The sequence below is a fragment of the Rhodococcus sp. PSi06 genome, assembly GCF_054960675.1.
In genome coordinates this window covers 60,650-83,288 of sequence record NZ_JBHNYO010000014.1, presented here as the reverse complement: position 1 = coordinate 83,288, position 22,639 = coordinate 60,650, and the positions used below count along the sequence as shown (strand labels likewise).

The following is a 22,639-nucleotide window of genomic DNA, read 5'->3' as shown; positions in this document are numbered from 1 at the left end:
CGTGTGCAGACGGCAATAGTGGGCGATGAGGTCAGTACCCTCGGGCTATGGGCACCATCGAGATCGAATTCGCTCCGCACTGGGTGAACGCGTCGTTGGTACGCACACTGGCGCGGCCGTTCGTCACGATCGACGGTGTCGAACATCGACAGTCGTGGACCGAGCCGTCGACCTATCCGCTCGAACCGGGCCGTCACGAGCTCACCGCCTTCATCCGGTATCGCGGCACTCACGCTGCGCTGGGCACCGGCCGACGAACGGTGACCGTGCAAGCAGGGCAGCAGCTTTCGCTGCGCGCTCGCAACGGTTGGGCCAATCACATGCCGTTCGAGCTACAGCTCCGACTCGCCCCAGGTCTCGACGCGTAGTTCGTCGCCGACCGACACGGTGCCGTTCTGCAGCACCGAGAACTTCGCGCCGAAGGCCACGCCCTTCTGTCGTGCGCGGCGGTAGCCGGCGAGGGTGCGCAGGGGCTCGGGGCCGCCGCGTTCGCCGGTGGTCTGCTCGACCGTGGTGACGGCACACCGGATTGCCAGCTTGGTGTACGCGAGGCGAGTGGACCCGATCGCAACGTCGCGGACCTCGTCTTCCCGATGCGGTTCGTCCCAGCCGTCGACGACGATGTTGGGGCGAAACCGATCCATCGGCAGTGCGACGTCGAGTCGGGAGTTGAGACCGGCCAGCGTGGCGGTCGAGAGGATGTGCACGGCGGCGCTGTCGGCGAATTGCGCTGAACCGGGCGAGATTCCATCGGTGACTCGGCCGTGGTCGCGTGGGGCGGCGACCAGCCTCGACGGTTCTCCGATCACTTCGGTGAGCCAGGCGGCGACGTCGTTGCCCTGATCGACTCCGTGCATCGGTGTGCGGAACATGGTGATGTCGCGCGACGCGGAGTCCCGATCGACGGACACGGTCACCGAACCCGTCGCCGCATGGTCGAGAGTGAGTTCCCCGCCCGCTACCGAGCAGCGAACGACCGCGAGGACGGGGTCGGTGCGTTGACTGCGAAAAGCGCCGTCCGCGTCGACGACCATGAATGCTCGATCGTGTTCGAGGCCGGTGGCACTGACCTGGGCAGAATCGAGAACGACACCTGCACATCCCTTGACGGGGTAGGTGACGAGAGACGATATGCGCACGCGTCGAGGATACTGGGCTCCATGACACGTGCTCTGTTGGTAGTGGATGTGCAGAACGATTTCACCGAGGGCGGCGCGCTCGCGGTGACCGGTGGTGCGGAGGTCGCTCGCAAGATCAGCGCGTACCTCGCGCGCCACGGCGACGAGTACGACCTCGTGGTGTCCTCGCGCGATTGGCACGACGCCGAGGGCGACAACGGCGGGCACTTCGCCACCGATGCCGCTCCCGATTTCGTCTCCACGTGGCCGGTGCACTGCGTCGCAGGCACGGTCGGAGCCGAGTATCACCCTGACTACGTGACCGGTTCCGTGGACGTGCACGTCTACAAAGGTCAGGGCAAACCGTCCTATTCGGCGTTCGAGGGCGTCACCGAGGACGGGACGCCCCTGGCCGAAATCCTGTCCGCCAACGAGGTCACCGACATCGACGTCGTCGGACTGGCAACGGACTACTGCGTGCTGGCCTCGGCGAAGGACGCCGTAGCCGGAAGCTTCGAGGTCCGTGTTCTCGCCGATCTGGTTGCGGGAGTTGCGCCCGAGACCTCGGCAGCAGCCCTCGACGAATTGCGCGGAGTCGGAGCAGCAGTGGTCTAAGAGTCGATCGTCGTCGTGATCGTGGTGACCGACGGTGCCGCGGGGGTGCTGCCGAAGCCGAAGGTCACAGGGGGAGTGACCGGGGTGAGGGTCCCGAGGTCCTCGCCCTGCCACGATGCCGTGACATCGGTGACGCGATGTTGGCCGCGCGCACCGTAGTACTCGCGTCGACCGCCGCCGGCGCTGCCACGGGTGCGCACTCCGCGCAGTATCACTCGGGCGATGGGGTCGCTGATCGCGCAGAACCACGGTGCCGTCGACACCGCATCGGGCACGAGGCTCAGGGCGCGGCCGAGGAACGTCGGTCCGGCCACTCGAATGCGCACCGACAGATCTCCGGCGACGATGGACCTCCACCCGTCGGACTGCGCGGAGAAGGTGACGGGGACGAGTTCGGTGGAGTCGAACGAGTAAGTGGCCGTGACGAACTCACGCACCTGCTCGTTCGGAGCCACGAGCAGGCGGCGGCCGTCCGCGAATTGAATCATGACGTCGGTGAATTCTCCGAGCGGGGACCGCGTCCAATGCCCGACGACGATCCGCACACCAGACGTCGTACCTACCCCGTAGATCTCTCCGTGAAACCGTGATCTGTTCATCGTGACCCTCACCTCGTCGGCACTGTGCGCTCCCAATCCGGGCGGTGCATAGTGGAGGTCATGGCGTCCTCGCAACCCACTGTATTCGTCCTGTTCGGCGCAACCGGAGACCTCGCGAAGCGAATGGTCCTGCCGTCGTTCTACCAACTTCATCTCGAAGGGCTGCTGCCCGAGAAATGGGTCCTGATCGGCAACGGTCGCAAGGACTCGTCCGACGACGAGTTTCGTGACCATGTACGCAGCGTGCTCGACGAGTTCGCCGAGAACGTCTCCGAGGGCGACTGGTCGACGTTCTCCGAGCGAATCCGCTTCGCGGGCAACGGCTTCACCGTCGACGATCCAGGCACGCTGCCCGACGTCGTCGCGGAGGCGAAAAAGGACATCGGCGACGACGCCCAGCTGGTGCACTACATCGCGTTGCCGCCGAGCACCTTCGTCGATTACACCAAGGCCCTCGGCGCACACGATCTCGCCGACGGTGCCCGAGTGGTCTACGAGAAGCCCTTCGGCACCTCGCAGAAGAACTTCGAGGAACTCGACAAGGCCGTCCACGAGGTGGTGGACGAGAAGCAGGTCTACCGAATCGACCACTTCCTCGGTAAGGAAGCGACCCAGAACCTGCACGTACTGCGGTTCGCCAACGGAATGATCAGTGGCATCTGGAACGCCGAGCACGTCTCCCAGGTACAGATCGATGTGCCCGAGACACTCGACATCGACGACCGCGCCGAGTTCTACGACGCCACCGGGGCAGTACTGGACATGCTGGTAACGCACCTGTTCCAGGTTGCGGCCGAAGTGGCGATGGAACCGCCGGCGTCGCTGGATGCCGAGGACCTACAGTCCGCTCGCGAGGAAGTGATCGGCAAGTTCCGCCCGCTCGACACGGCCGAGGTGGTCCTGGGGCAGTACGACGGGTATCGCGACGTCGAGGGCATCGACGAGAATTCGGAGGTGGACACGTTCGTCGCCGCGAAGCTGTGGGTCGACACCGATCGCTGGCGCGGAGTTCCGTTTCTGCTCCGCACCGGAAAGATGTTGGGGGTGAGCCAACAGCGCGTCTCGTTGGTGTTCCGCAAGCCGGCCGATAGTCCGCTGGGCGAGCTGCCGGAGGACGGCGCGGTGCTCTCGTTCGACCTCTCCGGCGACGGCAGCATCGACATCGCCATGACGGTCAAGGAGCCGGGTCCCGATTTCGACCTGTCGGTCGGACACCTGGCGCTCCCACTCGAGTCGGTGCCCGATGCCGAGCCGCTCAGCCCGTACGCGCGCCTGATTCTCGACGTGCTCAGCGGCGATCGTTCGCTGTTCACTCGGCCCGACGGCTTGGCACACGTGTGGGACGTGGCCGCACCGTTGTTGGACAATCCGCCGACGGTGCAGAGTTACGCACCCGGTTCGATGGGACCCGCCGCGGCCGACGACCTTGCGGCACCCTGCGGTTGGTTGATCACCGGGAAGAGCGAGGACTGAGCGACAACCGTTCGATCGACCGACTGTGTTGCAGGAGCTGTGGAGGTTGAATGGTCCGTGGAAATTCACACGAAATACCGGTGAAAGGCAGAAACATGCAGTTGTTCGATCTTGTCCACTCGTTGCTCGACAATGCCGTGACGGCGGTTGCCGACGAGCATTTCAACGACATCTTCACGCCCGCAGGATTCTTGCGGGAGTTGCTGGGCAGCAACACCGGTAGCTTCGGTTCCAGCTAGTCGGATCGGGCGGCCCAAACAGTCGTTAGGTCCTTTTTGTCCGAAACGATGGACGGGATTCCTGCTGGAACGCTATGTTGCTGTCGCCTGGGCAGACGAATACTCAGGTCACGCGCGTGCCATCGAAAGGGAACAAACTCATGTGGGAACTCATCACCGGACTGCTGCCAATTCTCGGTGGCGGTGAAGAGGGCGGCATCCTCGACCCCATCACCGGCGTTATCACCGACGGCCTGCTCGATGGTCTTCTCGACGGTCTACTCGGCGACAGCACCGGTAGTTTCGGCTCCAGCTAGACCCTGAGTCGAAGAGTCTCACGGAAGCGGCCTCGCTCCTCGCTCGTCGAGGTGCGAGGCCTTTCTGTTGTCGATGCGGTCGGTCACGGGCGGCGCGGCATCAGCATCAGAGCCGCGAGGTAGATCAGGACTACTGTGCCGCCGGTCAGGACCGCTCCGGCGACGGTGGCCAGTCGGACGACGTTGACGTCCCAGTCGAAGTAATCTGCGATGCCGCCGCACACACCTCCGATCATCTTCTGCGAACTGGACCGGGTGAACTCTCTGGGTGAACCGCTCTCGAATGTCATGGTGAAAAGTCTGCGTCATCAATGGCTTTCGGCACATCAGGGCTTTCACCCATATCGACCCCGATAAGCGAACAGTCTCACAACGGGTCGCCGAACAAGTTCGAAGACTTTTTCGGCGCAGACGCTGGACCCGATGTTGCCGAGAGGTTTACGGTCGGATCGATCGGACGCGTCCGGTCCGTCCCCCTTGCGGGCCGGACGCGTTGCCGATGCACCATTGTCTGCGCGGGGTGTTCACCGAATCGCCATCGGCCGGTCACCCAGCAGCACTAACTTTCGGCGCATGACCGCCAACGATCTTCGCAACGGTGAGGCATCACGCACCGATCTGAGCAGCCTGCTCGACGTCACCACGGCCGTGGATCTTGCCGACACCTCGGGTTTCACCGTCGACGACTCCGATGACGACGACCCCGTGCTGCTGACGGTTCCCGACGGGCACGTCGTCGACACCTGGCGTGAGAACTACCCGTACGACGAGCGTATGACCCGGGCGGAATACGACCTCGAGAAGCGCCTTCTGCAGATCGAACTGCTCAAGCTGCAGATGTGGACCAAGGAGACCGGGCGTCGTCACGTCATCGTCTTCGAGGGCCGTGATGCTGCCGGTAAGGGCGGCACCATCAAGCGATTCATGGAGCACCTGAACCCGCGCGGTGCCGGCGTCGTCGCCTTGGAGAAGCCGTCGGCCCGCGAGTCCACGGAATGGTATTTCCAGCGCTACATCGCACATCTGCCCGCCGCCGGCGAGATCGTGATGTTCGACAGGTCCTGGTACAACCGGGCCGGTGTGGAGCGCGTGATGGGTTTCTGCAGCGACGAACAGCACGCCCAGTTCGTGAGGCAGGCACCGCTGTTCGAGCAGATGTTGGTGGACGAGGGCATCAGTCTGACCAAATTCTGGTTCTCGGTGTCGCAGCACGAGCAGCGCACTCGCTTCGCGATCCGGCAGGTCGACCCGGTTCGGCAATGGAAACTCTCGCCCATGGACCTCGCATCGCTGGACAAGTGGGATGCGTACACCGCAGCGAAGGAAGAGAACTTTCGCGCTACCGACACCGACGTCGCACCGTGGACCGTCGTCAAGAGCAACGACAAAAAGCGCGCCCGCATCAATGCAATGCGATTCGTGCTCAACAAGTTCGACTATGCCAACAAGGATCCCGAAATCGTCGGTGAAACCGACCCGCTGCTCGTCGGTCGCGCGAAAGACGTGATCGGAGAATAGTTTCGGCGTCTGAGCAGGCGTTTGCTCGGCGAAGCTGGTGCAGCCGTACAACATCCGGGTCTCGACTTCGTGCCGCGTTCTGCACCGGACCTGAGCGTGGGGTAAGAACGAAGGAGGTCGTATTACCTACGGCTGTACGTACACACGAGCATCAGGAGTACTCATGGGTTCAGCAGCACAGTTCTTCACCGACATCGCCACCGGCGTCTACGACGGCATCGTCGACGCGATCGTCGATCAGATCGTCGGCGTGCTGACGTCGGGTAGCGCCGCATAGTCGTGCGTCACAGCCGCGGTCGCCGTCGGGGGGCGGCCGCGGCGCTCGACGTCTTCGTGACCGTTTTGTGATAGCTCACCAAGATTTTCGACTTTTAGTATCAATTGTGTGTACAGAACGTGATCTCACCGGGTAGAAATCTCCTTGCAGAGGAAATCGAGTGACGACCGTCACCTTCGATCTGCACATCCCCCTCGTCAAGGAGTTCCCATGGAATTGCTGCTTCTGCTGCTCAAGCTTCTCGCCTCCGGAAGCGCCGACAGCGGCCCCATTGTCGATGTACCGGATCTCCCAAGCCTCTGATGACACCGCGAACCGGGCCCGACGCCGTCGGGCCCGGTTCGTCGTATCTACAGCTGGTGCTTCAAGAGTGTGACCGTAGCGGTATCGATTCGGCGGTAGCGTCGCGTGGATCGACGTAGCCGTTGGCTCGCCACCGGACGTAATCTTCACCCCGTTTCGACCTCAGTTCTTCGTCGGCCGTTTTCGCGTGGATCACGCGGACACGGCCAGTAGTCTTTCGAACGGTGCACCGTGTGCCTCGGCAATCCAGTGCTGCTGGCAATCGCCCAACCACTTAGGGTGGGCCGATGCTCACGGTTCCCATCCAAATGCCCGACGGTTCGACGGTGCCGGTGTCGCTCTTCCCCGGCGAGGGTCGTGACGATGCTCCCGTGATCGTCGTCCTTCCCGGCCTCGGTATTCCTGGCGGCTACTATCGCTTGTTCGCCGAGGCACTCGTCGCACGTGGATTTCACGCCGCTATAGGCGACCTCCGCGGCCAGGGCGACAGTGTGCCGAAACCGAGTTCGGCAAGTCGGTACGGCTACCAAGAATTGGTCTCGGTCGATTTTCCGGCGATCTTCGAGGTGGTTCGGGAGCAATTCCCGGAGGCGACGCCGTACCTTCTCGGTCACAGTATGGGTGGACAGCTCGGTTCCATGTACGCCGCGCGCATCCGGGGCAGGCTCGGCGGATTGATACTGGTGGCGTCGGGATCGCCGTATCACCGTGGTTTCGGCACCACCCGCGGCGTCCCGCTGTACTTCGGTGCCGCCGCCATGGCGATCACCAGCAGTATCGCCGGGTTCTGGCCGGGGGATCGAATCGGAATCGGCGGCTTCGGTCGTCAATCACGCGTTCTCATCGACGACTGGTCCCGGTTCGCGCGCACCGGATCGATCGAGCCGGCCGGCGCGGACATGGACTACGAGGAGCGCATGGGCCGGCTGACCCTCCCGGTGCTCGCGGTGACCATCGAGGGTGACGACCTGGCGCCGCGCGGCTCGATGGACAACCTCGTCCGCAAGCTCGTACGTGCCGACGTCACCTCGAAGCATGTCGACGAGCCCCTCGGTCACAACGGTTGGATTCGTAACCCCACCGCGGTGGCAGACCTTGTCGACGAGTGGATGCGCAAGTAGGTCACTTAAATTAACTTTCGTCTTTCCGCCCACTATTTCGAATTTCTACATACGTTCGGTCCGTTTTGGTGTAGAAAGCTGTTGAACCAACAATTGTTCGGCGAGGTTAGTGGGCACGACTATGGACGGCGTGGGGGCTTCGATTCGTCGACTCAGGGGCAGGGCCAGGTTCACCGGGTCGTTTGCAGCACGCAGAGTTGTTGTCCTGTGTGCTGCCGCATGCATGACGGCAGTGGTGCATCCAGTCGCGAACGCGACGCCCGTCGACCCATTGTCGATTCCGTCGACTTCGTCCTACGTGGTGAGCACCGAGGATGCCGGTGACGTGGCCATGACCGCGTTCGTGCACTCGGCTGCGATGGATCGAACGATTCCTCTCAAAATTTTGCGCTCACCCGACCGGGCGGCACCGAGCCCCACGCTGTATCTGCTCAATGGGGCGGGTGGCGGTGTGGACGGAATGGACTGGTACACCCAAACCGATGTCGTGTCCTTCCTTGCCGACAAGAACGTCAACGTCGTCACCCCGGTGGGAGGGGCGTACTCCTACTACACGGACTGGCAGCACGACGATCCCGTCCTCGGTCGGAACAAGTGGGAAACGTTCCTCACCCGCGAACTGCCGCCTCTCGTCGACGAGCTGCTGAAGACCGATGGACGCAACGTCATTGCCGGAATATCGATGGCTGCAACGTCGGTGCTCAATTTGGCCGCCCACAACCCGGGGTTGTTTCGCGCGGTCGGCTCCTACAGCGGCTGCGCCTCGACTACCGACCCGCTGGGCCGCGCCTACGTCAAAACCGTCGCGTCGTTGGCTCTCGGAACCGACGTGACCAACATGTGGGGCCCGGACAGTGATCCCGACTGGACTCGCAACGATGCAGTGGTCAACGCCGAGAAGTTGCGTGGAACAGCGCTGTACATCTCCAACGGCAGCGGCCTGGCAGGCGCATCGGACACCCTCGACGGCACGAACCCCAACGGCCCTGGATTCGTGTTGCTCAACCAGATGGTGGTGGGTGGCGCGATCGAGGTCGCCACCAGCGACTGCACCCGTCGCCTGAAGAGCGCGCTCGAAAAGCTCGATATCCCAGCTCATTTCGAGCTACGGGACCGTGGTACGCACTCGTGGGGGTACTGGCAGGACGACCTTCACAATTCGTGGCCCATGTTCGAGCAGGCTCTCGCGGACTGACGTCAACGACTCCCGAGGTGTCGCCACAGGAACTCGTAGGTCAATGCCGTCTTGAAGGCCAACTGCGCATTGTCCGACGCCCCGCCGTGTCCACCTTCGATGTTCTCGTAGTAGCTCACGTCCTGGCCGAGTTCGGCCAGTAAGGCGGCCATCTTGCGAGCGTGCCCGGGGTGGACGCGGTCGTCTCTCGTCGACGTCGCGATCAGGATCGGCGGGTATCGACGCTCCGCCGCGGCCACCACGTTCTGGTACGGGGAGTACTGCGAGATGAACTCCCACTCGTCCGGATCATCGGGGTCACCGTATTCGGCCACCCAGGAGGCGCCTGCGAGCAGGAGGTGGTAACGCTTCATGTCCAGCAGCGGTACCTGACAGACCAACGCCCCGAACAGTTCCGGGTACTTGGTTTCCATGATGCCCATCAACAGGCCGCCGTTGCTTCCACCCTGTGCTGCCAACTGCGCGGTGGTGGTGATGCCGCGGGTCACCAGGTCCCGTGCGACGGCGGCGAAGTCCTCGTGCACGAGATGGCGTCCGGCACGCAGAACCTGGGTGTGCCAGGACGGTCCGTACTCACCGCCGCCGCGGATGTTGGCCACGACGTAGGTTCCGCCGCGCTCGAGCCAGGCCCGCCCGGTTGCGCCGCTGTATCCGGGGGTCATCGAGATCTCGAAGCCGCCGTAACCGTAGAGCAGCGTCGGACCCGGCCCGGCGTCGACGCGGCGAACGACGAAGTAGGGGATCGATGTTCCGTCGTCCGAGCGGGCGAAGAACTGCTCCACCGTCATACCGTCGGCATCGAAGAACGCCGGGGCCTGCTTGAGTATCTCGAGTTCGGCTCCTACCGTGCCGACCAGGAGCGTCGCCGGAGTGAGATAGCCGGAGGAGGTGAGAAAGAACTCGTCCCCGTTTTCTTCCGCGTCGGTGCCGATGATCTCGGTCGAGGTCAACTCGGACAGTCCGTCGACCGTCGTTGTATCCCAGCGGTTTTCGCTCGGTGTCAGCACATGCAGCCGAGTGCGAACGTTCTGCAGCGTGACCAGCAGCAGGTGGTTCTCGGTCCACGCGTACTGATGCAGTGATGTGTGCTCGTCGGGAGTGAACAGCGCGGACAGAGTTGCTGTGCCGGAGATGAACTCGGCGAAGTCGGCGGCCAGGAGTGCGCCGGCCGGGTAGGTGGTGTCGCCGACCGTCCACGGAGTCATGGTCCGAACCAGCAACCAGTTGCGGTGCACCGACGTCGATGCGTCTGTAGGCGTGGGGATCCGGGTCAACGCGGACCCGTCGAGCACGTAGGTCTCGGAGTTGTAGAAGTCGGTGGCTCGCTGGACGAAATCTCGCTCGAATCCCGGTGTGCGGTCGTGCCAGGCCGAGATCGAGATATCCTGCGGCGCACCCTCGAAGACGGTGTCGGCCTCGTCGAGGGGAGTGCCGCGCCGCCACCGCTTGGTGATCCGCGGGTAGCCCGACTCGGTGAGCGATCCGTCCCCGAAGTCAGTTCCCACGAAGACGGTGTCGGCATCGATCCAGCCGATGTCGGTCTTGGCCTCGGGCAAGGCGAACCCGCCGTCTTCCGGGGCGCGGAACGTGCGCGACTCGACGTCGAACTCACGAACCACGGTGGCATCGGCCCCGCCGCGCGAGAGGGTGACCAGCGCCAGCCGTTGATCGGGGCGCAGTACCTGAGCGCCGCCCCACACCCAGTTCTCGCCTTCGTCGGCGGCCAGGGCATCGAGATCGAGCAGGACGTCCCACGCCGGCTCGTCCTTGCGGTACTCGTCCATCGTGGTTCTACGCCAGAGGCCGCGGACGTTCTCGCCGTCGCGCCAGAAGTTGTAGAGGAACCGCCCTCGACGGCGTGCGTAGGGGATACGAGCGTCGGTGTCGAGGACTTCTCGGATACGGGACTCGGTGGCGTCGAATCCCTCGCCGGCGAGGGTCTCGGTGGTCATCGCGTTGCGATCGCGGACCCAGTTCAGAGCCTGCTCGCCGGTGACGTCTTCGAGCCAGAGGTACGGGTCGTCCGAAATTGCCATTCCACAGTTCTAGCAGCAGGCGGGCCGTAGGGTCGGTCGGCAACCGCGAGGCTACCGGCGGGTAACGAAGACCAGGTCGAGACAGTGTCGGATGGCACGACTACGCTGGGGACTCGTGACCTCACACTATGACGTCGTTGTCCTCGGAGCCGGTCCCGGTGGGTACGTCGCTGCTATCCGCGCGGCACAACTCGGACTCAGCACCGCCATCATCGAGAAGAAGTACTGGGGCGGTGTCTGCCTCAACGTCGGCTGCATCCCCTCGAAGGCCCTTCTCCGTAACGCCGAGCTGGCGCACCTCTTCACGAAAGAGGCAAAGCTGTTCGGTATCTCGGGCGAAGCATCCTTCGACTTCGGCGCAGCCTTCGACCGCAGCCGCAAGGTCGCGGACGGCCGCGTCAAGGGCATCCACTTCTTGATGAAGAAGAACAAGATCCCCGAGTACGACGGCCAGGGCACGTTCACCGACGCCAACACCATCGAGGTCGAGCTGACCAAGGGCGGCACCGAGACGATCACGTTCGACAACGCGATCATCGCGACCGGCAGCACCACCAAGCTGCTCCCGGGAACCGAGCTGAGCAAGAACGTCGTCACCTACGAAGAGCAGATCATGACCAAGGATCTGCCCGGTTCGATCCTCATCGTCGGTGCCGGCGCGATCGGCATGGAGTTCGGCTACGTGCTCAAGAACTACGGAGTCGACGTCACCATCGTCGAGTTCCTCGATCGCGCGCTCCCGAACGAGGACAAGGACGTCTCGAAGGAAATCGAGAAGCAGTACAAGAAGCTCGGCGTCAAGGTCGTAACCGGCGCGGGTGTGCAAAGCATCGACGACGACGGCTCCAAGGTCACCGTCGAGATCAAGCACAACAAGTCCGGTGAGACCGAGACCTACACCGTCGACAAGGTGATGCAGTCCGTCGGTTTCGCACCCCGCGTCGAAGGGTTCGGCCTCGAGAAGACCGGCGTCGAGCTCACCGACCGCGGAGCCATCGGGATCACCAACACGATGCAGACCAACGTTCCGCACATCTACGCCATCGGCGACGTCACGGCCAAGCTCCAGCTCGCCCATGTGGCTGAGGCTCAGGCCGTGGTGGCTGCCGAAACCATCGGCGGCGCAGAGACTTTGCCGATCGACGACTACCGCATGATGCCGCGCGCGACGTTCTGCCAGCCGCAGGTCGCCAGCTTCGGTCTCACCGAGGATCAGGCCCGCGAAGAAGCGCAGGCCCGTGGCTCCGACATCAAGGTCGCGAACTTCCCGTTCGCGGCCAACGGCAAGGCGCACGGCTTGGGCGACGCGACCGGCTTCGTCAAGCTCATCGCCGATACCGAGCACGGCGAACTGCTCGGCGGTCACCTCATCGGACCGGACGTCTCGGAGCTGCTGCCCGAGCTGACCCTGGCCCAGAAATGGGACCTGACGGTCAACGAGTTGGCTCGCAACGTTCACACGCACCCGACTCTGTCGGAGGCACTGCAGGAAGCGATCCACGGCCTTGCAGGCCACATGATCAACTTCTGATCTGTGCCGTAGAACACCCCACGGCGGCGACCACTTCGGTGGTCGCCGCCGTTTCTCGTTGTTGTGCAGGCTACGACTTCCGCCAGTGATCGAATCTGCCCTTGATGTTCGACGCCACGTCACCGATTACACCGCGTGGCCGGATAAGGCGCTGTGTTGCTCCGGGTCTGATCGGTCTGTTTGTCAAAGTATCAGTAAAGCTTTTGTGCTGGTTCGATCTTCACCACGGCGACGGCGCAACGATCTTGTGAATACTCATATGCCTCTCACTGAGGAAAACGTCAACTCGCGTCGTCTGCGGCTGATAATTTTCTGTGCGACACACCGAGGGGTTCGGTGTGAGCAGCGAGGCAGCGGGGGCGTCTTGCTTTTCAGGGGTGGGGGTGAGCTGCGTTGTCGACTCGTTCGAGTGTCTCGGGCGCGCCGCGATCGCGGGTGTCGTCGGGGTTTCGTACGTTCGGACAGGCTCTGGAACTCGCTCTCGATGCGTTCACGTATCTGTTCGGCGACATCGCACGACTTCGTCATCCGTGGCGCGATTCGATCGAGCAAGCGTGGTTCGTCGTCACCGTCACGGCAGTTCCGGCGATTCTGGTGTCCGTTCCGTTCGGCGTGATCGTCTCGGTTCAGGTGGGTTCGCTGACCGATCAGGTCGGTGCCACCTCCATCGCCGGGGCCGCAGGTGGGCTCGGCGTCATTCGCCAGGGGGCGCCTATCGTCGCGGCGCTGCTCCTCGGCGGCGCAGCCGGATCGGCCATCGCCGCAGACCTGGGAGCTCGCACGATTCGCGACGAGATCGACGCTCTGAAGACCATGGGCATCGATCCGGTGCGCCGCCTGGTGGTGCCGCGCCTGGCCGCGATTCTGTTCGTCGCGCCGTTGCTGTGCATTCTGATCATCTTCATGGGGATCACCGCCGGCTACGTGATCAACGTCGGCTTCCAAGGTGGGACTCCTGGCAGCTACATCTCCTCGTTCGGTTCCTTCGCGTCCGTCGGTGACCTCGTGGTGGCACTGATCAAGGCCGAGATCTTCGGGGTCATCGTCGTGATCGTCGCCTGCCAGCGCGGCTTCTCCGCCGTCGACGGTCCGCGCGGCGTGGCCAATGCGGTCAACGCCACCGTCGTCATCGGTGTGATCGCGGCGTCGACCGTCAACGTGGTCATCACCCAGTTGGTCGTCATGTTCATGCCGCAGAAGATCGGATAGAGACACCGATGTCGACTCCCTCCCGGCACAGTCCGTACGGCACCCGTGTCGCGGCCCACTACACGCGACGTGTAGTTCGGGGACCCGGTCTGCTGCTGCAATCGCTCGGCCATCAACTGACGTTCTGCGTGCAGGTCCTTGCCGCGATTCCACACACCGTCCGCACCTACCGCAGGCAGATGCTCCTCATTCTGAGCGATATCACCTGGGGTAGTGGAGCTCTCGTCGTCGGCGGGGGAACCGTCTCGGTGTTGATCGTGCTGGGCGTCGCGCTCGGTGCCTCGATCGGAATCGAAGGGTTCAACAGCCTCGGCATGGTCGGCATGGAGCCGCTCACCGGTTTCGTCTCCGCCTACGCCAGTACGAGGGAACTTGCTCCGATGGTGGCGGCCATCGGATTCGCCGCACAGGCCGGTTGCCGAATGACCGCCGAGATCGGCGCGATGCGGATCTCCGAGGAAATCGACGCTCTCGAAGCCCAGGGCATCAGGTCGATCCCGTTCGTGGTCACCACACGCGTGATCGCCGGCATCGTCACGATCGTGCCGCTGTATCTGCTGACACTGATTCTCAGCTACCTCTCCTGCCAGGTGATCGTCAATGTGTTCAACGGACAGTCATCCGGTACCTACGAGCACTATTTCACCGCATTTCTCCAGCCGTTGGACGTGGTGTGGTCGCTGCTCAAGGCGACGATCTTCGTCATCACCGTCATCGTGATCCACGGCTATCAGGGCTATTACGCATCCGGTGGCCCCGAGGGCGTCGGTCGCGCGTCGGGTCGCGCGATCAGGGCAAGTTTGATTTCGGTGGTGGTGCTGGACATGATCCTGACGATCGTGCTCTGGGGATTCGATTCCGGCATAAGGATTTCGGGGTAGTCATGGCAGTGTTCGAGGATTTGTCGGGCAGGTCGGCCGGCCCTGCGACTCTGCGGACGAGGGGCATCGCGGTGGTGGCGCTCATCGCCGTCGTCGCTGTGCTGCTCACCGCCTACGCGCGCGGCTACTTCGACTCGACCTTCGATCTGACCGTCGATGCGGCCACCGTAGGCGACGGTCTCACGTCCGGCGCGGAAGTGAAATTTCGTGGGTTGGCGATCGGGTCGGTGGAGCAGGTCGAGACTCTCGGCTTCGGTCGTCAGCGACTCGAACTGTCCATCAACGCAGCGCAATCGAAGGAATTGACCGATACTACCGAGGCGCAGTTCACGTCCTCGAACATCTTCGGCTCGACGGCGATCGAACTTCTTTCCGACGGCACCGGTTCGGCGTTGCCGGAGAACTCGACTCTCGTGATCGCTCCCGATTCTGCCAACGTGACGGTCACCAGTGTGTTTCGGCGAGTGGCAGCGCTCACCGAGGTGCTCGACTCCGATCAGGTCGACCGGCTCCGTGATCTGCTGGCCCGAATTTCGTCGGACATATCGGGAAACCTGAAGCCGTACTTCGATACTGCCCGACTGCTCGCCGAGAACCAGATCGACCCACTGTCACTGAAATTGCATCGCGGCGGTGAACTGGGCCAGGGCATCGACGATCTGGTTCCGCCCTTGCTGGATCTGGTGGTGGGCGTGGTGGACAACAGCGCCTACTACGAGCCGATTGACAACCGGAAGCGCACGCTCGACGCGATCGACGGTCTGAGCAACGAACTGCTCTATCCACTCGGCAAGATGCTCGAGACGAACAACCCCAATCTGACGAAACTGTTGTCGACCACGTTGGATCTGCTGGTCCCGATCACCGCTTCTCTGGGCACCCTCGCACCGGCATACGACCGCATTCCGGCGGTGCTCGACGGGGTAGCCGATGCGTTCCCGCTCGTCGACGGTGCCCCGCAGCTTCAACTCGACGTCATCGCCGCGACCATGCCGAATCTCGCGGACTCGGTGGCGGCCTACCGAAGTGAGGCCGGACAGTGATCAAGGTGCGCGGAACCGCCATCAAGTTGGCAGTGTTCACGGTGGTCGTTCTGGTGTGCGGATACGTTGTCGTGGCAGCGCTTCGGACGCCGGTCTCGGGACCCACCTCGATCTACACTGCCTCGTTCGACGACGTGTCGGGCTTGTACGAGGGCGACGACGTGCGGATGTCCGGAGTGCAGATCGGGAAGGTGAACGCCGTCGAACTCGATGGCACCACCGCCATGGTCACGTTCGATATAGAAAGCAATCGAGCGGTCTACGACACGACGCAGGCCGCGGTGCGGTACCAGAACCTGCTCGGCCAACGCTATGTCGAGTTGATGCAGGTCGGCACGGCCACCGGGGAGGTCATGCCCGCCGGATCGGCCATCCCACTCGACAACACGGTGCCCTCCTTCGACATCACCGAGCTGTTCGACGGGTTCCAACCGATCTTCGACACCCTCGACACCGACCAATTGAACCTGTTCGGCGAGAACATACTTCGCATGGTGCAGGGCGACGGCAGTGGCATCGCACCGGTATTGAAGGACATCGACTCGATCACCACGTTCGCCAACCAGCGTGAAGCGATCATCGCCCTGCTCATCGACAACCTCGGGCGGATCTCGCAGACCATCGGCGGCAAGTCCGCGTCGGTGGCGAGCCTCGTGGAGCAGCTCACGTCGCTGGTCTCGCGGCTCAGTACCGAGATGGAGCACGTGTTGTCGTCCCTCGACCAGGCCAACTACGGTCTGGGCCCACTGGTGGGGCTGGCCGAGCAACTTCGGGACGCTTACGACGGTGGCTACGCGCCGGTCGATGGGGCGCTACGCCGGTTGATTCCACAGACCGATCAGGTGACGGAATTGCTCGCACTTGCGCCGTCCCTGCTGACATCGCTGAATCAGCGAATCCCAGGGCCCGGCGAGACCTACACGTGTAGTCAAGGGCAACAGGACATTCCGGGGATCGGACAGATCGTTCTCGGCAATCAGAAGCTGGTGGTGTGCCGATGACGAGCAAACAGAGCGGGCGTTCCACGACGCTACGCAAGGGCGTGCGCGACGAGCAATCGGAGAATCGTCGTCATCTGCTGTGGGGTGTGGTCGGCGTGGGCGTCACCGGAGCATTGTTGCTCACGGCCGGTGCCGTGTACGCGGTGCCGTTGGGGGAGAAGACGTACACCGCACATTTCGGTACGTCCGGCGGCCTGGCGTCCGGTGACGAGATCAGAGTCGCCGGCATCGGCGTCGGTAGCGTCCGGACGGTCGCTCTGGCCGGTGACCACGTGGACGTGACGTTCGGAATCGACCGTGACGTCTTCGTCGGCGATACTTCCAGTGTCTCGGTGCAACTGCTGACGCCCATCGGTGGCCACTATGTCAAGCTCGATCCCACCGGCGATCGGCCGCTGGACGGAGCGGCGATTCCCAAGGAGCGCACCAAGACTCCGTTCGATCTGTCTGCCACACTGGAACAGGCGACACCGTTGATCAGGGACGTCGACGGTGCCACGCTCCGCGCGACCGTCGCCGAGGTGGACAAAGCCCTCACTGTTCAACCCGAGTCCACGCGTCGAGTGGTCGACAACCTCACCCAGTTGACCGACCTGATTGCGCAGCGTTCCGAACAACTCGAGCGCGGTCTTGCCGTGTCCGACGAGTACACCGCGGCGCTGTCGTCCGATCAGCTCATGCTCGACGAGCTGGTGCGCCAACTCGGAACGTTGACCAAGGGGTTCGGCGACAAGCGTACGTCCGTGGTCAGTGCGTTCGATCTGCTGAAGCGGCTGTTCGAGCTGTTCCATCGACCGTTGGTCGCCTACGCGGACGGAGTGGAACCTTCGGTGGTGCAGCTCGAAGAAATAGTCCAGAAGGCATTCGCACAGTTCGGGAACTTCGATTCGGCGCTGACCCAGATAAAAACTGCGTCGGACCAGATTTCGACTCTGGTGGCGAACGGGAATCAGGACGGTCCCGTGATCGATCAGTCCCAGAGCGTCGTGCGCGGTGCCACCGTGTGTGTGCCACTTCCCGGGAAGGCGTGCTGATGCGCGCAAGAGTGTCTCGTCCGGTCGTCGTCGGGGTATCCCTCGTGGGGATCGTCGCCCTGGCCGCAACCGCCGCGTCGGCCAGCGGGGTCGTCGACGTCACGACTCGAACGTCCAGTGTGTGTGCCGAATTCACCGACACGGTCGGATTGTACGAAGGAAACTCGGTCAAGATGCTCGGCATCGACGTGGGAACGGTGACGTCCATTTCCAGCGACGACAGTGTGTCCGGCGGGGTGCTGGTGACGATGGACGTCGACGAGAACGTGTCGTTGCCCGCCGACGTCGGAGCGGTGACGATGTCCTCGTCCATCGTCACCGATCGATACGTCGAATTCACCGAGCCCTACACGGAGGGCCCGACCTTCGATCGTGGTGAGTGCATTCCTCTCGAGCGCACCCGAACACCGCTCGGGGTGAGCGAGACGTTCGATGCGGTGTCCAAGCTGGCAACCGACCTACTCGGGCCCGCCGACGAGAACGGCAAACGCAAAGAAATTCTGGGTGATGCGCTGCGGTCGATCGACGGTGCACTCGACGGCTCGGGGCCGCAGGTCAATTCGGCAATCCAACAACTGTCGGTGCTGGCCGGGGAGCCGACCGATCGCGACGCGACCGTGCGGCGACTGATCGACAACATCGACAAGCTCGTCGACGTCTTCGCCGTCAATTGGCCGGACGTGGCGAAACTGCTCGACAATCTCAAAGCCGGCATGATCACCCTGACGGAATTCACCACTGAATTCAGCGGTGCCGTGGGTTTGTCGGTCGAGCTCATTCCCGTGCTCGCCCGTCAGCTGGACAAGTACGGTGACAAGATCTACGGATTCCTCGATCAGCTCATTCCGATCGTCGACGTCGGTCTGGGCCGCGTCGGGGACATCAAGGACATTCTGGAACAAGTTCCCGCCGTCAGCGACGCACTCGTCACGATGTACGACGAAGACCTTCGGGCCGGCCGATTGACGTACCACCCACCGCAATTCGAAATCGCGACGGCGTCACCGAACGAGATTTGCGCGTTGATCAACAAGTATCGGCCCACCTGCTCCGCCGATCAGCAGCGCGGCGACGTCATCGACGTCGGACTGGTGCAGTTGATTCTGGGATCGGCGGGATGGCGATGAGTAGGACTACGACAGTGGCGGCGTTGGTGCTCGCATCCGCGGTATCGATCGCCGGGTGCAGTGCGAACCCGGCCGATCTACCCATCCCCGGCAGTTACGTCGACGGCGACAAGTACACCGTGGACATCGAATTCGCCAGCGTGCTGAACCTGCCCGCAAAGGCGAAGGTCATCGTCGACGGCGTGGAAGCCGGGGTATTGGATTACGTCACGCTCGACGACGACAGAGCCGTCGCCACAGTGGATCTCGCAGCGAACGTCTCGCTGCCCAGGGACACCGTCGCCGAACTGCGACAGAGCACGATCCTGGGTGAGATCTACATATCGCTGCAACCTCCGAAAGACACATCGAGCACTGCGGTCCTGGTCGACGGGGATGTCATTCCTCTCGATCACACCGTCCCCGCAGACAATGTGGAAGACGTTCTGCGCGGGTTGTCCAATGTGGTGACCGGTGGTCATGTCGTGGAACTGCAGGAAGCGGTGAACAATTTCAACGCGGCCGTGCCGCAGGATCCGCTGGTGTTCGACCGCGTCAACACCGCGGCACGAGCGGCCATCTCCGATCTCGGATCCAACACCGCAGACATCGATCGCATACTGGCTGCGGCAGAGGGGGTTTCGAACACCATCGTCACCCAGGAGTCGGGACTGACCCGCGTGCTCGATCTGGGTCCGTCTCGAGCGGAGGGACTGTCCGAAGTGTTGTTCTCCGTCGTCAACCTCATCTTTGCGCTGGGGTACATGTCGCAGAACGTCGGTGATGTGCTCGGACCCCCCTACGAGGAACTCAGCGGAGCAATCGGCATCATCCTGCCGGCGATCATGACGGTCTCGCGAGCCGACACCACCGTTCCGATGAACGTTGCGAAAGTCGATGCGCTACTGCGTGAGCGACTCGTTCCGTTCTTCTCCGCAACTCCGAACATTCGGATCGCGTCGGTTTCGGGACCCGACGACCCGGGTGCGCGTGCGGACGACATGATCGGTGTACTTCGATCGATAGGGATCGTCCGATGACGAGATCCACCGTCTTCTCACTCGTGGGCCTGCTGCTGTTGACCGTGGCGGGAGTCGGATACATGACCGTCGGTGTTCTCGACATGGATCCGCGGCGCGAATACAACTCCGTCACAGTGCGGCTCGCCTCGTCCGGCGGGCTGATGGACACCTCGCAGGTGACCTCGCGCGGGATGAAGGTGGGCAAGGTCGAGAACATCGCCGTCACCGCCGAGGGTCTCGATGTGACGTTGGCTCTCGATGCGGCCCACGAGATCCCGGTCGACTCCGATGTCGTCGTCGCCAATCTGTCGGCGGCGGGGGAGCAGTACCTCGACATCCGCCCACGACATCCCGGCGGGCCGTACCTGTCCGACGGTGCGGTGATCGACGTCGATCGGACCGTGGTATCTGCGACGGTCAGCGACACCCTCGGCAAGGTGGATGCCCTTGTTGCCCAAATCGATACCTCGGCGCTCGGCGGTCTGGCGGACACGGCGGCGCGAGCGGTCGACGGGCGCGATCCCGATATCGACAATCTCGTTTCGACCTTCCGCCTTCTGGCTCTGACGTTGCACGACAAGCGGGCCGAAATTCAGCACCTGTACGACAACGCCCAACAACTGGGGCGGAAGGCCTACGGCTACGGGCCGGTGCTCAGCGACGCGGGGCCGTGGGTGGGATCGACAGGGGAAGGCGTATCGAGTCTGCTGCAGGGCTTCGAGCAATACTCCTACGTCGCCTCGGATGTCTGGAAAGACCCGATAGGACCTCTCATCACGAAAATCGACAGCTACCTGACCCCGACATCTCCAGACCTCGCCCTGATCGCCACTCTGTTGAAGCCCTACACCGCACCGATCAAGCCGCTTCGTGTGGATGCAGGCAAGATCATCGACCTGCTCGGAGGCACCTTCCCTCAGGGCGGACCTGCTCGCGTGGCAGTGACGATCCCCAACTGACCGCACTCACCGATGTACCCGATCCGCCGAATACCTTCCCGACATTGGAGACACCCGATGACCGACACCGCACCCGCATCCGCCGAGGCACCCGCAGCACCCCCCGAGAAAGTCGAGGCGTCCGACGGCGCTGCCGCACCAGCAACCGACGGCGCTTCCGCACCAGCACCCGGTAAGTCGAAGGCTGCGACAGTGGCGGTCGTCGTGGCGGCACTCGCCGTCGTCGCCGCGGCGGTGTTCGGCTACCTCTGGTACTCCGCTAGTGCTGATCTGAATTCCCAGCGCCAGGCCGAGACCGATCGCCAGATTGCCTTGAACACGGCCAAGGACTACACGAGCCGTTCGTTGACGTACGACTACAACGACCTCGACGCGTTCTTCGCCAGTGTCAAGGATGGAGCGGCGCAACCTCTGCAGGACCGCTACGACGGGGTGAAGGATGCGCTCACCGCCATCATGAGCGAATCGCAGGTGGTCGCCACCGGGGAAGCGCTTTCAGCCGCAGTCGATTCCGAGTCGGACGGGGTGTACAAGATCTCGGTCTACGCCGAGCAGCAGACCCGCAACGTGCAGACACCCGACGGCGGTTCGGTGGCCAACATCCTGTCGGTGACCGTGTCCGACCACGACGGCCGGTGGATCGTCGACGACTACGGCCCGAAAAGCTGACCGCTGTCTAAGTTTTGGTGGCGCTGACGAATTGGGCGAGACCTCGGATCTCCTGCTCGATGTCGGTCATTCCTGCGGCCGCGAAGATCTCGGTGAAGCGATTCTTCGGGAACATCCTGACGCCCGCCAGGCCGGTTCCGAAGCCCACCAAGGAACCGAGCGGTGCGGGGCTGGGCTCGCAGCTCGTCATAATGGCGATCCGTCCACCCGGACGTAGGACGCGAATCAACTCGTCCAGCACTGTCATCGGCTGCGGTACGAGATACAGTGCGGCGTAGCAGCATACGGCGTCGAAGGTGGCGTCCGATACGGAAGATTCGCCGCATCCCCGCGTACGTAGGCCGCACGTGGTCCTCGATTGTCCTGTACTGCCCGCGCGATCATCGCCTCGGAGATGTCGAACCCGACAGCGAGCCCGTCACCGGTGAGAGCCTCGGACAGGAATCTTGTGAAGTTCCCTGGGCCACAGGCGACGTCGAGCACACGCTGGGGACCGTTCAAGCGGAGGTCGGCGACGGCTTTGGCCCGCTCGGCCGACATCGACATGCCGGCGATGCCCATCAAGGACACCCCGAACGGGCGCCACAGTTTCTCGTAGATCGCTGCCACCACACGATTGTTCATCGCGATACTTGCCGGCGACGGGTTCGGTGCCGGAACGTCGGGCAGCAGTTCCACGTAACCGCCGTCGGTGCGAGCCGACTCTCGCAGCATCTTCGGCTCGATCATCTCGAGGGCGCGGCGCAATGCGGTCTCGGGTGTCTCGTTCATCGTCGTGGCGGCCGATCGCCGTAGTCACGTTCGACGCGAAGGGTGCCCAATGTGGTTGCCAATCCGTCGTATTGGGTGACCAGTAGCACGAATTCGATGAGGCGGCGCTCGTCGAACTGTGTCGCCAGATCGGACCAGGTGGCATCGGAGACCGTCTTGGTCTCGATCAGCTCGTCCACCGCAGTGAGGATGGTGCGGTAGCGAGTCGACAGTCCGGGTGCGTGCGGGCCGGTCATGATCAGCCCCAGCAGGTCTCGGTCGATGCCGGCGCGTCGGCCCAACCGAATGTGATGGTCCATCTCGTATTCCGATTCGCGCAGATGCGCCACTCGAAGAATGACCATCTCCGATTCCTTGCGTGAGATCTTTCCACCCGGCATCAGATGGCCGCTGTAGAACAGCCACGCTCGAAACAGGCCGCCGGTACGGCCGAGGGTGGTGAACAGGTGCGGGTTCGGCACCCCCGCACCCTTGGCGATCACCTTGCAGATGACCCAGTTGACGGGCCCGAGAGTTCGGGCGGTGCCGGACGGAATGCGTGGAGTGGTCACGATCACACCCTACCGACTGGTAGCTCTGCCGTCTCGGGAGAGCCGCAAGCCTTCGGCACTCACCGGGTCAGG

Annotated in this window: 24 protein-coding genes and 1 pseudogene; 18 read left to right on the top strand and 7 right to left on the bottom strand. The window is 63.2% G+C overall.

Annotated elements, in window-relative coordinates; genetic code table 11:
- The first annotated feature begins 47 nt into the window (after positions 1-47).
- Positions 48-368, top strand: coding sequence for a hypothetical protein (locus ACFI9K_RS18490; RefSeq protein ID WP_462664848.1), 321 nt, complete (start codon positions 48-50; stop codon positions 366-368).
- Here ACFI9K_RS18490 and ACFI9K_RS18485 read toward each other — a convergent pair.
- Entirely contained in the window at positions 333-1,139 is an 807-nt protein-coding gene (locus ACFI9K_RS18485) for an MOSC domain-containing protein (protein WP_462664847.1), read from the bottom strand. The two genes, ACFI9K_RS18490 and ACFI9K_RS18485, sit on opposite strands and share 36 nt — an antisense overlap.
- 21 nt (positions 1,140-1,160) lie before the next feature.
- Here ACFI9K_RS18485 and ACFI9K_RS18480 point away from each other — a divergent pair, with 21 nt between their 5' ends.
- Positions 1,161-1,733 (top strand): isochorismatase family protein, encoded by a 573-nt coding sequence (locus ACFI9K_RS18480; protein ID WP_462664846.1) that lies wholly within the window; start codon positions 1,161-1,163, stop codon positions 1,731-1,733.
- Here the strand turns inward: ACFI9K_RS18480 and ACFI9K_RS18475 are convergent.
- Positions 1,730-2,332 (bottom strand): hypothetical protein, encoded by a 603-nt coding sequence (locus ACFI9K_RS18475; protein ID WP_462664845.1) that lies wholly within the window; start codon positions 2,330-2,332, stop codon positions 1,730-1,732. The two genes, ACFI9K_RS18480 and ACFI9K_RS18475, sit on opposite strands and share 4 nt — an antisense overlap.
- A 60-nt stretch (positions 2,333-2,392) precedes the next feature.
- On the opposite strand from ACFI9K_RS18475, the gene ACFI9K_RS18470 reads away from it, so the two are divergent.
- The 3 genes from ACFI9K_RS18470 (at position 2,393) to ACFI9K_RS18460 (ending at position 4,340) form a co-directional block, all read left to right on the top strand.
- Positions 2,393-3,805, top strand: a complete 1,413-nt coding sequence (locus tag ACFI9K_RS18470; RefSeq protein ID WP_462664844.1) for a glucose-6-phosphate dehydrogenase — start codon at positions 2,393-2,395, stop codon at positions 3,803-3,805.
- A gap of 95 nt (positions 3,806-3,900) precedes the next feature.
- The gene (locus ACFI9K_RS18465) at positions 3,901-4,044 is read left to right on the top strand and encodes a hypothetical protein (protein ID WP_462664843.1); all 144 of its coding nucleotides are present in this window, start codon (positions 3,901-3,903) and stop codon (positions 4,042-4,044) included.
- 140 nt (positions 4,045-4,184) lie between these two features.
- A complete protein-coding gene (locus ACFI9K_RS18460) occupies positions 4,185-4,340 on the top strand; it encodes a hypothetical protein (RefSeq protein WP_462664842.1) in 156 nt (51 codons plus the stop codon).
- An 83-nt stretch (positions 4,341-4,423) separates the two neighbouring features.
- Here ACFI9K_RS18460 and ACFI9K_RS18455 read toward each other — a convergent pair whose 3' ends face one another.
- On the bottom strand, positions 4,424-4,630 hold the full coding sequence (locus ACFI9K_RS18455; RefSeq protein WP_462664841.1) for a PspC domain-containing protein: 207 nt from the start codon (positions 4,628-4,630) through the stop codon (positions 4,424-4,426).
- Between the two features lie 283 nt (positions 4,631-4,913).
- On the opposite strand from ACFI9K_RS18455, the gene ppk2 reads away from it, so the two are divergent.
- The 3 genes from ppk2 (at position 4,914) to ACFI9K_RS18440 (ending at position 8,754) form a co-directional block, all read left to right on the top strand.
- On the top strand, positions 4,914-5,858 hold the full coding sequence (gene ppk2 / locus ACFI9K_RS18450; protein WP_462664840.1) for a polyphosphate kinase 2: 945 nt from the start codon (positions 4,914-4,916) through the stop codon (positions 5,856-5,858).
- An 867-nt stretch (positions 5,859-6,725) separates the two neighbouring features.
- Positions 6,726-7,559 (top strand): alpha/beta hydrolase family protein, encoded by an 834-nt coding sequence (locus tag ACFI9K_RS18445; RefSeq protein ID WP_462664839.1) that lies wholly within the window; start codon positions 6,726-6,728, stop codon positions 7,557-7,559.
- 223 nt (positions 7,560-7,782) lie between these two features.
- Entirely contained in the window at positions 7,783-8,754 is a 972-nt protein-coding gene (locus ACFI9K_RS18440; RefSeq protein ID WP_462664838.1) for an alpha/beta hydrolase, read from the top strand.
- Between the two features lie 2 nt (positions 8,755-8,756).
- Here the strand turns inward: ACFI9K_RS18440 and ACFI9K_RS18435 are convergent, their stop codons facing one another.
- Positions 8,757-10,790, bottom strand: coding sequence for a prolyl oligopeptidase family serine peptidase (locus ACFI9K_RS18435; RefSeq protein WP_462664837.1), 2,034 nt, complete (start codon positions 10,788-10,790; stop codon positions 8,757-8,759).
- A gap of 115 nt (positions 10,791-10,905) precedes the next feature.
- Between ACFI9K_RS18435 and lpdA the strand changes: the two genes are divergently transcribed.
- From lpdA to ACFI9K_RS18385, 10 genes are all read left to right on the top strand, one after another.
- Complete coding sequence (lpdA, locus tag ACFI9K_RS18430; protein ID WP_222093942.1) at positions 10,906-12,321, top strand: dihydrolipoyl dehydrogenase; 1,416 nt, start codon at positions 10,906-10,908, stop codon at positions 12,319-12,321.
- A gap of 468 nt (positions 12,322-12,789) precedes the next feature.
- On the top strand, positions 12,790-13,530 hold the full coding sequence (locus tag ACFI9K_RS18425; protein ID WP_462664945.1) for an ABC transporter permease: 741 nt from the start codon (positions 12,790-12,792) through the stop codon (positions 13,528-13,530).
- A gap of 8 nt (positions 13,531-13,538) precedes the next feature.
- Positions 13,539-14,411 (top strand): MlaE family ABC transporter permease, encoded by an 873-nt coding sequence (locus ACFI9K_RS18420; protein ID WP_462664836.1) that lies wholly within the window; start codon positions 13,539-13,541, stop codon positions 14,409-14,411.
- 2 nt (positions 14,412-14,413) lie between these two features.
- Positions 14,414-15,454, top strand: coding sequence for an MlaD family protein (locus ACFI9K_RS18415; RefSeq protein WP_462664835.1), 1,041 nt, complete (start codon positions 14,414-14,416; stop codon positions 15,452-15,454).
- A 5-nt stretch (positions 15,455-15,459) separates the two neighbouring features.
- Complete coding sequence (locus ACFI9K_RS18410; RefSeq protein WP_462664834.1) at positions 15,460-16,455, top strand: MCE family protein; 996 nt, start codon at positions 15,460-15,462, stop codon at positions 16,453-16,455.
- The gene (locus ACFI9K_RS18405; RefSeq protein WP_462664833.1) at positions 16,452-17,489 is read left to right on the top strand and encodes an MlaD family protein; all 1,038 of its coding nucleotides are present in this window, start codon (positions 16,452-16,454) and stop codon (positions 17,487-17,489) included. The genes ACFI9K_RS18410 and ACFI9K_RS18405 overlap by 4 nt, the downstream gene beginning before the upstream one ends.
- A complete protein-coding gene (locus ACFI9K_RS18400; RefSeq protein WP_462664832.1) occupies positions 17,489-18,616 on the top strand; it encodes an MCE family protein in 1,128 nt (375 codons plus the stop codon). The genes ACFI9K_RS18405 and ACFI9K_RS18400 overlap by 1 nt, the downstream gene beginning before the upstream one ends.
- Positions 18,613-19,635, top strand: a complete 1,023-nt coding sequence (locus tag ACFI9K_RS18395) for an MlaD family protein (protein ID WP_462664831.1) — start codon at positions 18,613-18,615, stop codon at positions 19,633-19,635. Before ACFI9K_RS18400 ends, ACFI9K_RS18395 begins: the two co-directional genes overlap by 4 nt.
- Positions 19,632-20,576, top strand: coding sequence for an MlaD family protein (locus ACFI9K_RS18390; RefSeq protein ID WP_462664830.1), 945 nt, complete (start codon positions 19,632-19,634; stop codon positions 20,574-20,576). The genes ACFI9K_RS18395 and ACFI9K_RS18390 overlap by 4 nt, the downstream gene beginning before the upstream one ends.
- A gap of 57 nt (positions 20,577-20,633) precedes the next feature.
- Positions 20,634-21,245 carry a hypothetical protein gene (locus ACFI9K_RS18385; RefSeq protein WP_462664829.1) on the top strand — a complete coding sequence of 204 codons (612 nt, stop codon included), beginning with the start codon at positions 20,634-20,636 and terminating at the stop codon, positions 21,243-21,245.
- A gap of 7 nt (positions 21,246-21,252) precedes the next feature.
- On the opposite strand, the gene ACFI9K_RS18380 is transcribed toward ACFI9K_RS18385, so the two are convergent.
- The 3 genes and pseudogenes from ACFI9K_RS18380 to ACFI9K_RS18370 all read right to left on the bottom strand — a co-directional run bounded on the left by ACFI9K_RS18380 (position 21,253) and on the right by ACFI9K_RS18370 (position 22,573).
- Positions 21,253-21,492 carry a hypothetical protein gene (locus tag ACFI9K_RS18380; protein ID WP_462664950.1) on the bottom strand — a complete coding sequence of 80 codons (240 nt, stop codon included), beginning with the start codon at positions 21,490-21,492 and terminating at the stop codon, positions 21,253-21,255.
- Positions 21,493-21,495: 3 nt separating this feature from the next.
- A pseudogene (locus tag ACFI9K_RS18375) lies at positions 21,496-21,785 on the bottom strand (class I SAM-dependent methyltransferase); the annotation flags it as partial.
- 227 nt (positions 21,786-22,012) lie between these two features.
- Entirely contained in the window at positions 22,013-22,573 is a 561-nt protein-coding gene (locus tag ACFI9K_RS18370) for a carboxymuconolactone decarboxylase family protein (protein WP_462664828.1), read from the bottom strand.
- Positions 22,574-22,639 lie beyond the last annotated feature (66 nt).

Excerpts from the sequence above, each read along its gene's own strand:
- ACFI9K_RS18490 (WP_462664848.1), top strand. The coding sequence starts at position 48 with ATGGGCACCATCGAGATCGAATTCGCTCCGCACTGGGTGAACGCGTCG.
- ACFI9K_RS18480 (WP_462664846.1), top strand. The coding sequence starts at position 1,161 with ATGACACGTGCTCTGTTGGTAGTGGATGTGCAGAACGATTTCACCGAG.
- ACFI9K_RS18475 (WP_462664845.1), bottom strand. The coding sequence starts at position 2,332 with ATGAACAGATCACGGTTTCACGGAGAGATCTACGGGGTAGGTACGACG.
- ACFI9K_RS18470 (WP_462664844.1), top strand. The coding sequence starts at position 2,393 with ATGGCGTCCTCGCAACCCACTGTATTCGTCCTGTTCGGCGCAACCGGA.
- ACFI9K_RS18465 (WP_462664843.1), top strand. The coding sequence starts at position 3,901 with ATGCAGTTGTTCGATCTTGTCCACTCGTTGCTCGACAATGCCGTGACG.
- ACFI9K_RS18460 (WP_462664842.1), top strand. The coding sequence starts at position 4,185 with ATGTGGGAACTCATCACCGGACTGCTGCCAATTCTCGGTGGCGGTGAA.
- ACFI9K_RS18455 (WP_462664841.1), bottom strand. The coding sequence starts at position 4,630 with ATGACATTCGAGAGCGGTTCACCCAGAGAGTTCACCCGGTCCAGTTCG.
- ppk2 (WP_462664840.1), top strand. The coding sequence starts at position 4,914 with ATGACCGCCAACGATCTTCGCAACGGTGAGGCATCACGCACCGATCTG.
- ACFI9K_RS18445 (WP_462664839.1), top strand. The coding sequence starts at position 6,726 with ATGCTCACGGTTCCCATCCAAATGCCCGACGGTTCGACGGTGCCGGTG.
- ACFI9K_RS18440 (WP_462664838.1), top strand. The coding sequence starts at position 7,783 with ATGACGGCAGTGGTGCATCCAGTCGCGAACGCGACGCCCGTCGACCCA.
- ACFI9K_RS18435 (WP_462664837.1), bottom strand. The coding sequence starts at position 10,790 with ATGGCAATTTCGGACGACCCGTACCTCTGGCTCGAAGACGTCACCGGC.
- ACFI9K_RS18420 (WP_462664836.1), top strand. The coding sequence starts at position 13,539 with ATGTCGACTCCCTCCCGGCACAGTCCGTACGGCACCCGTGTCGCGGCC.
- ACFI9K_RS18415 (WP_462664835.1), top strand. The coding sequence starts at position 14,414 with ATGGCAGTGTTCGAGGATTTGTCGGGCAGGTCGGCCGGCCCTGCGACT.
- ACFI9K_RS18405 (WP_462664833.1), top strand. The coding sequence starts at position 16,452 with ATGACGAGCAAACAGAGCGGGCGTTCCACGACGCTACGCAAGGGCGTG.
- ACFI9K_RS18400 (WP_462664832.1), top strand. The coding sequence starts at position 17,489 with ATGCGCGCAAGAGTGTCTCGTCCGGTCGTCGTCGGGGTATCCCTCGTG.
- ACFI9K_RS18395 (WP_462664831.1), top strand. The coding sequence starts at position 18,613 with ATGAGTAGGACTACGACAGTGGCGGCGTTGGTGCTCGCATCCGCGGTA.
- ACFI9K_RS18390 (WP_462664830.1), top strand. The coding sequence starts at position 19,632 with ATGACGAGATCCACCGTCTTCTCACTCGTGGGCCTGCTGCTGTTGACC.
- ACFI9K_RS18385 (WP_462664829.1), top strand. The coding sequence starts at position 20,634 with ATGACCGACACCGCACCCGCATCCGCCGAGGCACCCGCAGCACCCCCC.
- ACFI9K_RS18380 (WP_462664950.1), bottom strand. The coding sequence starts at position 21,492 with ATGACAGTGCTGGACGAGTTGATTCGCGTCCTACGTCCGGGTGGACGG.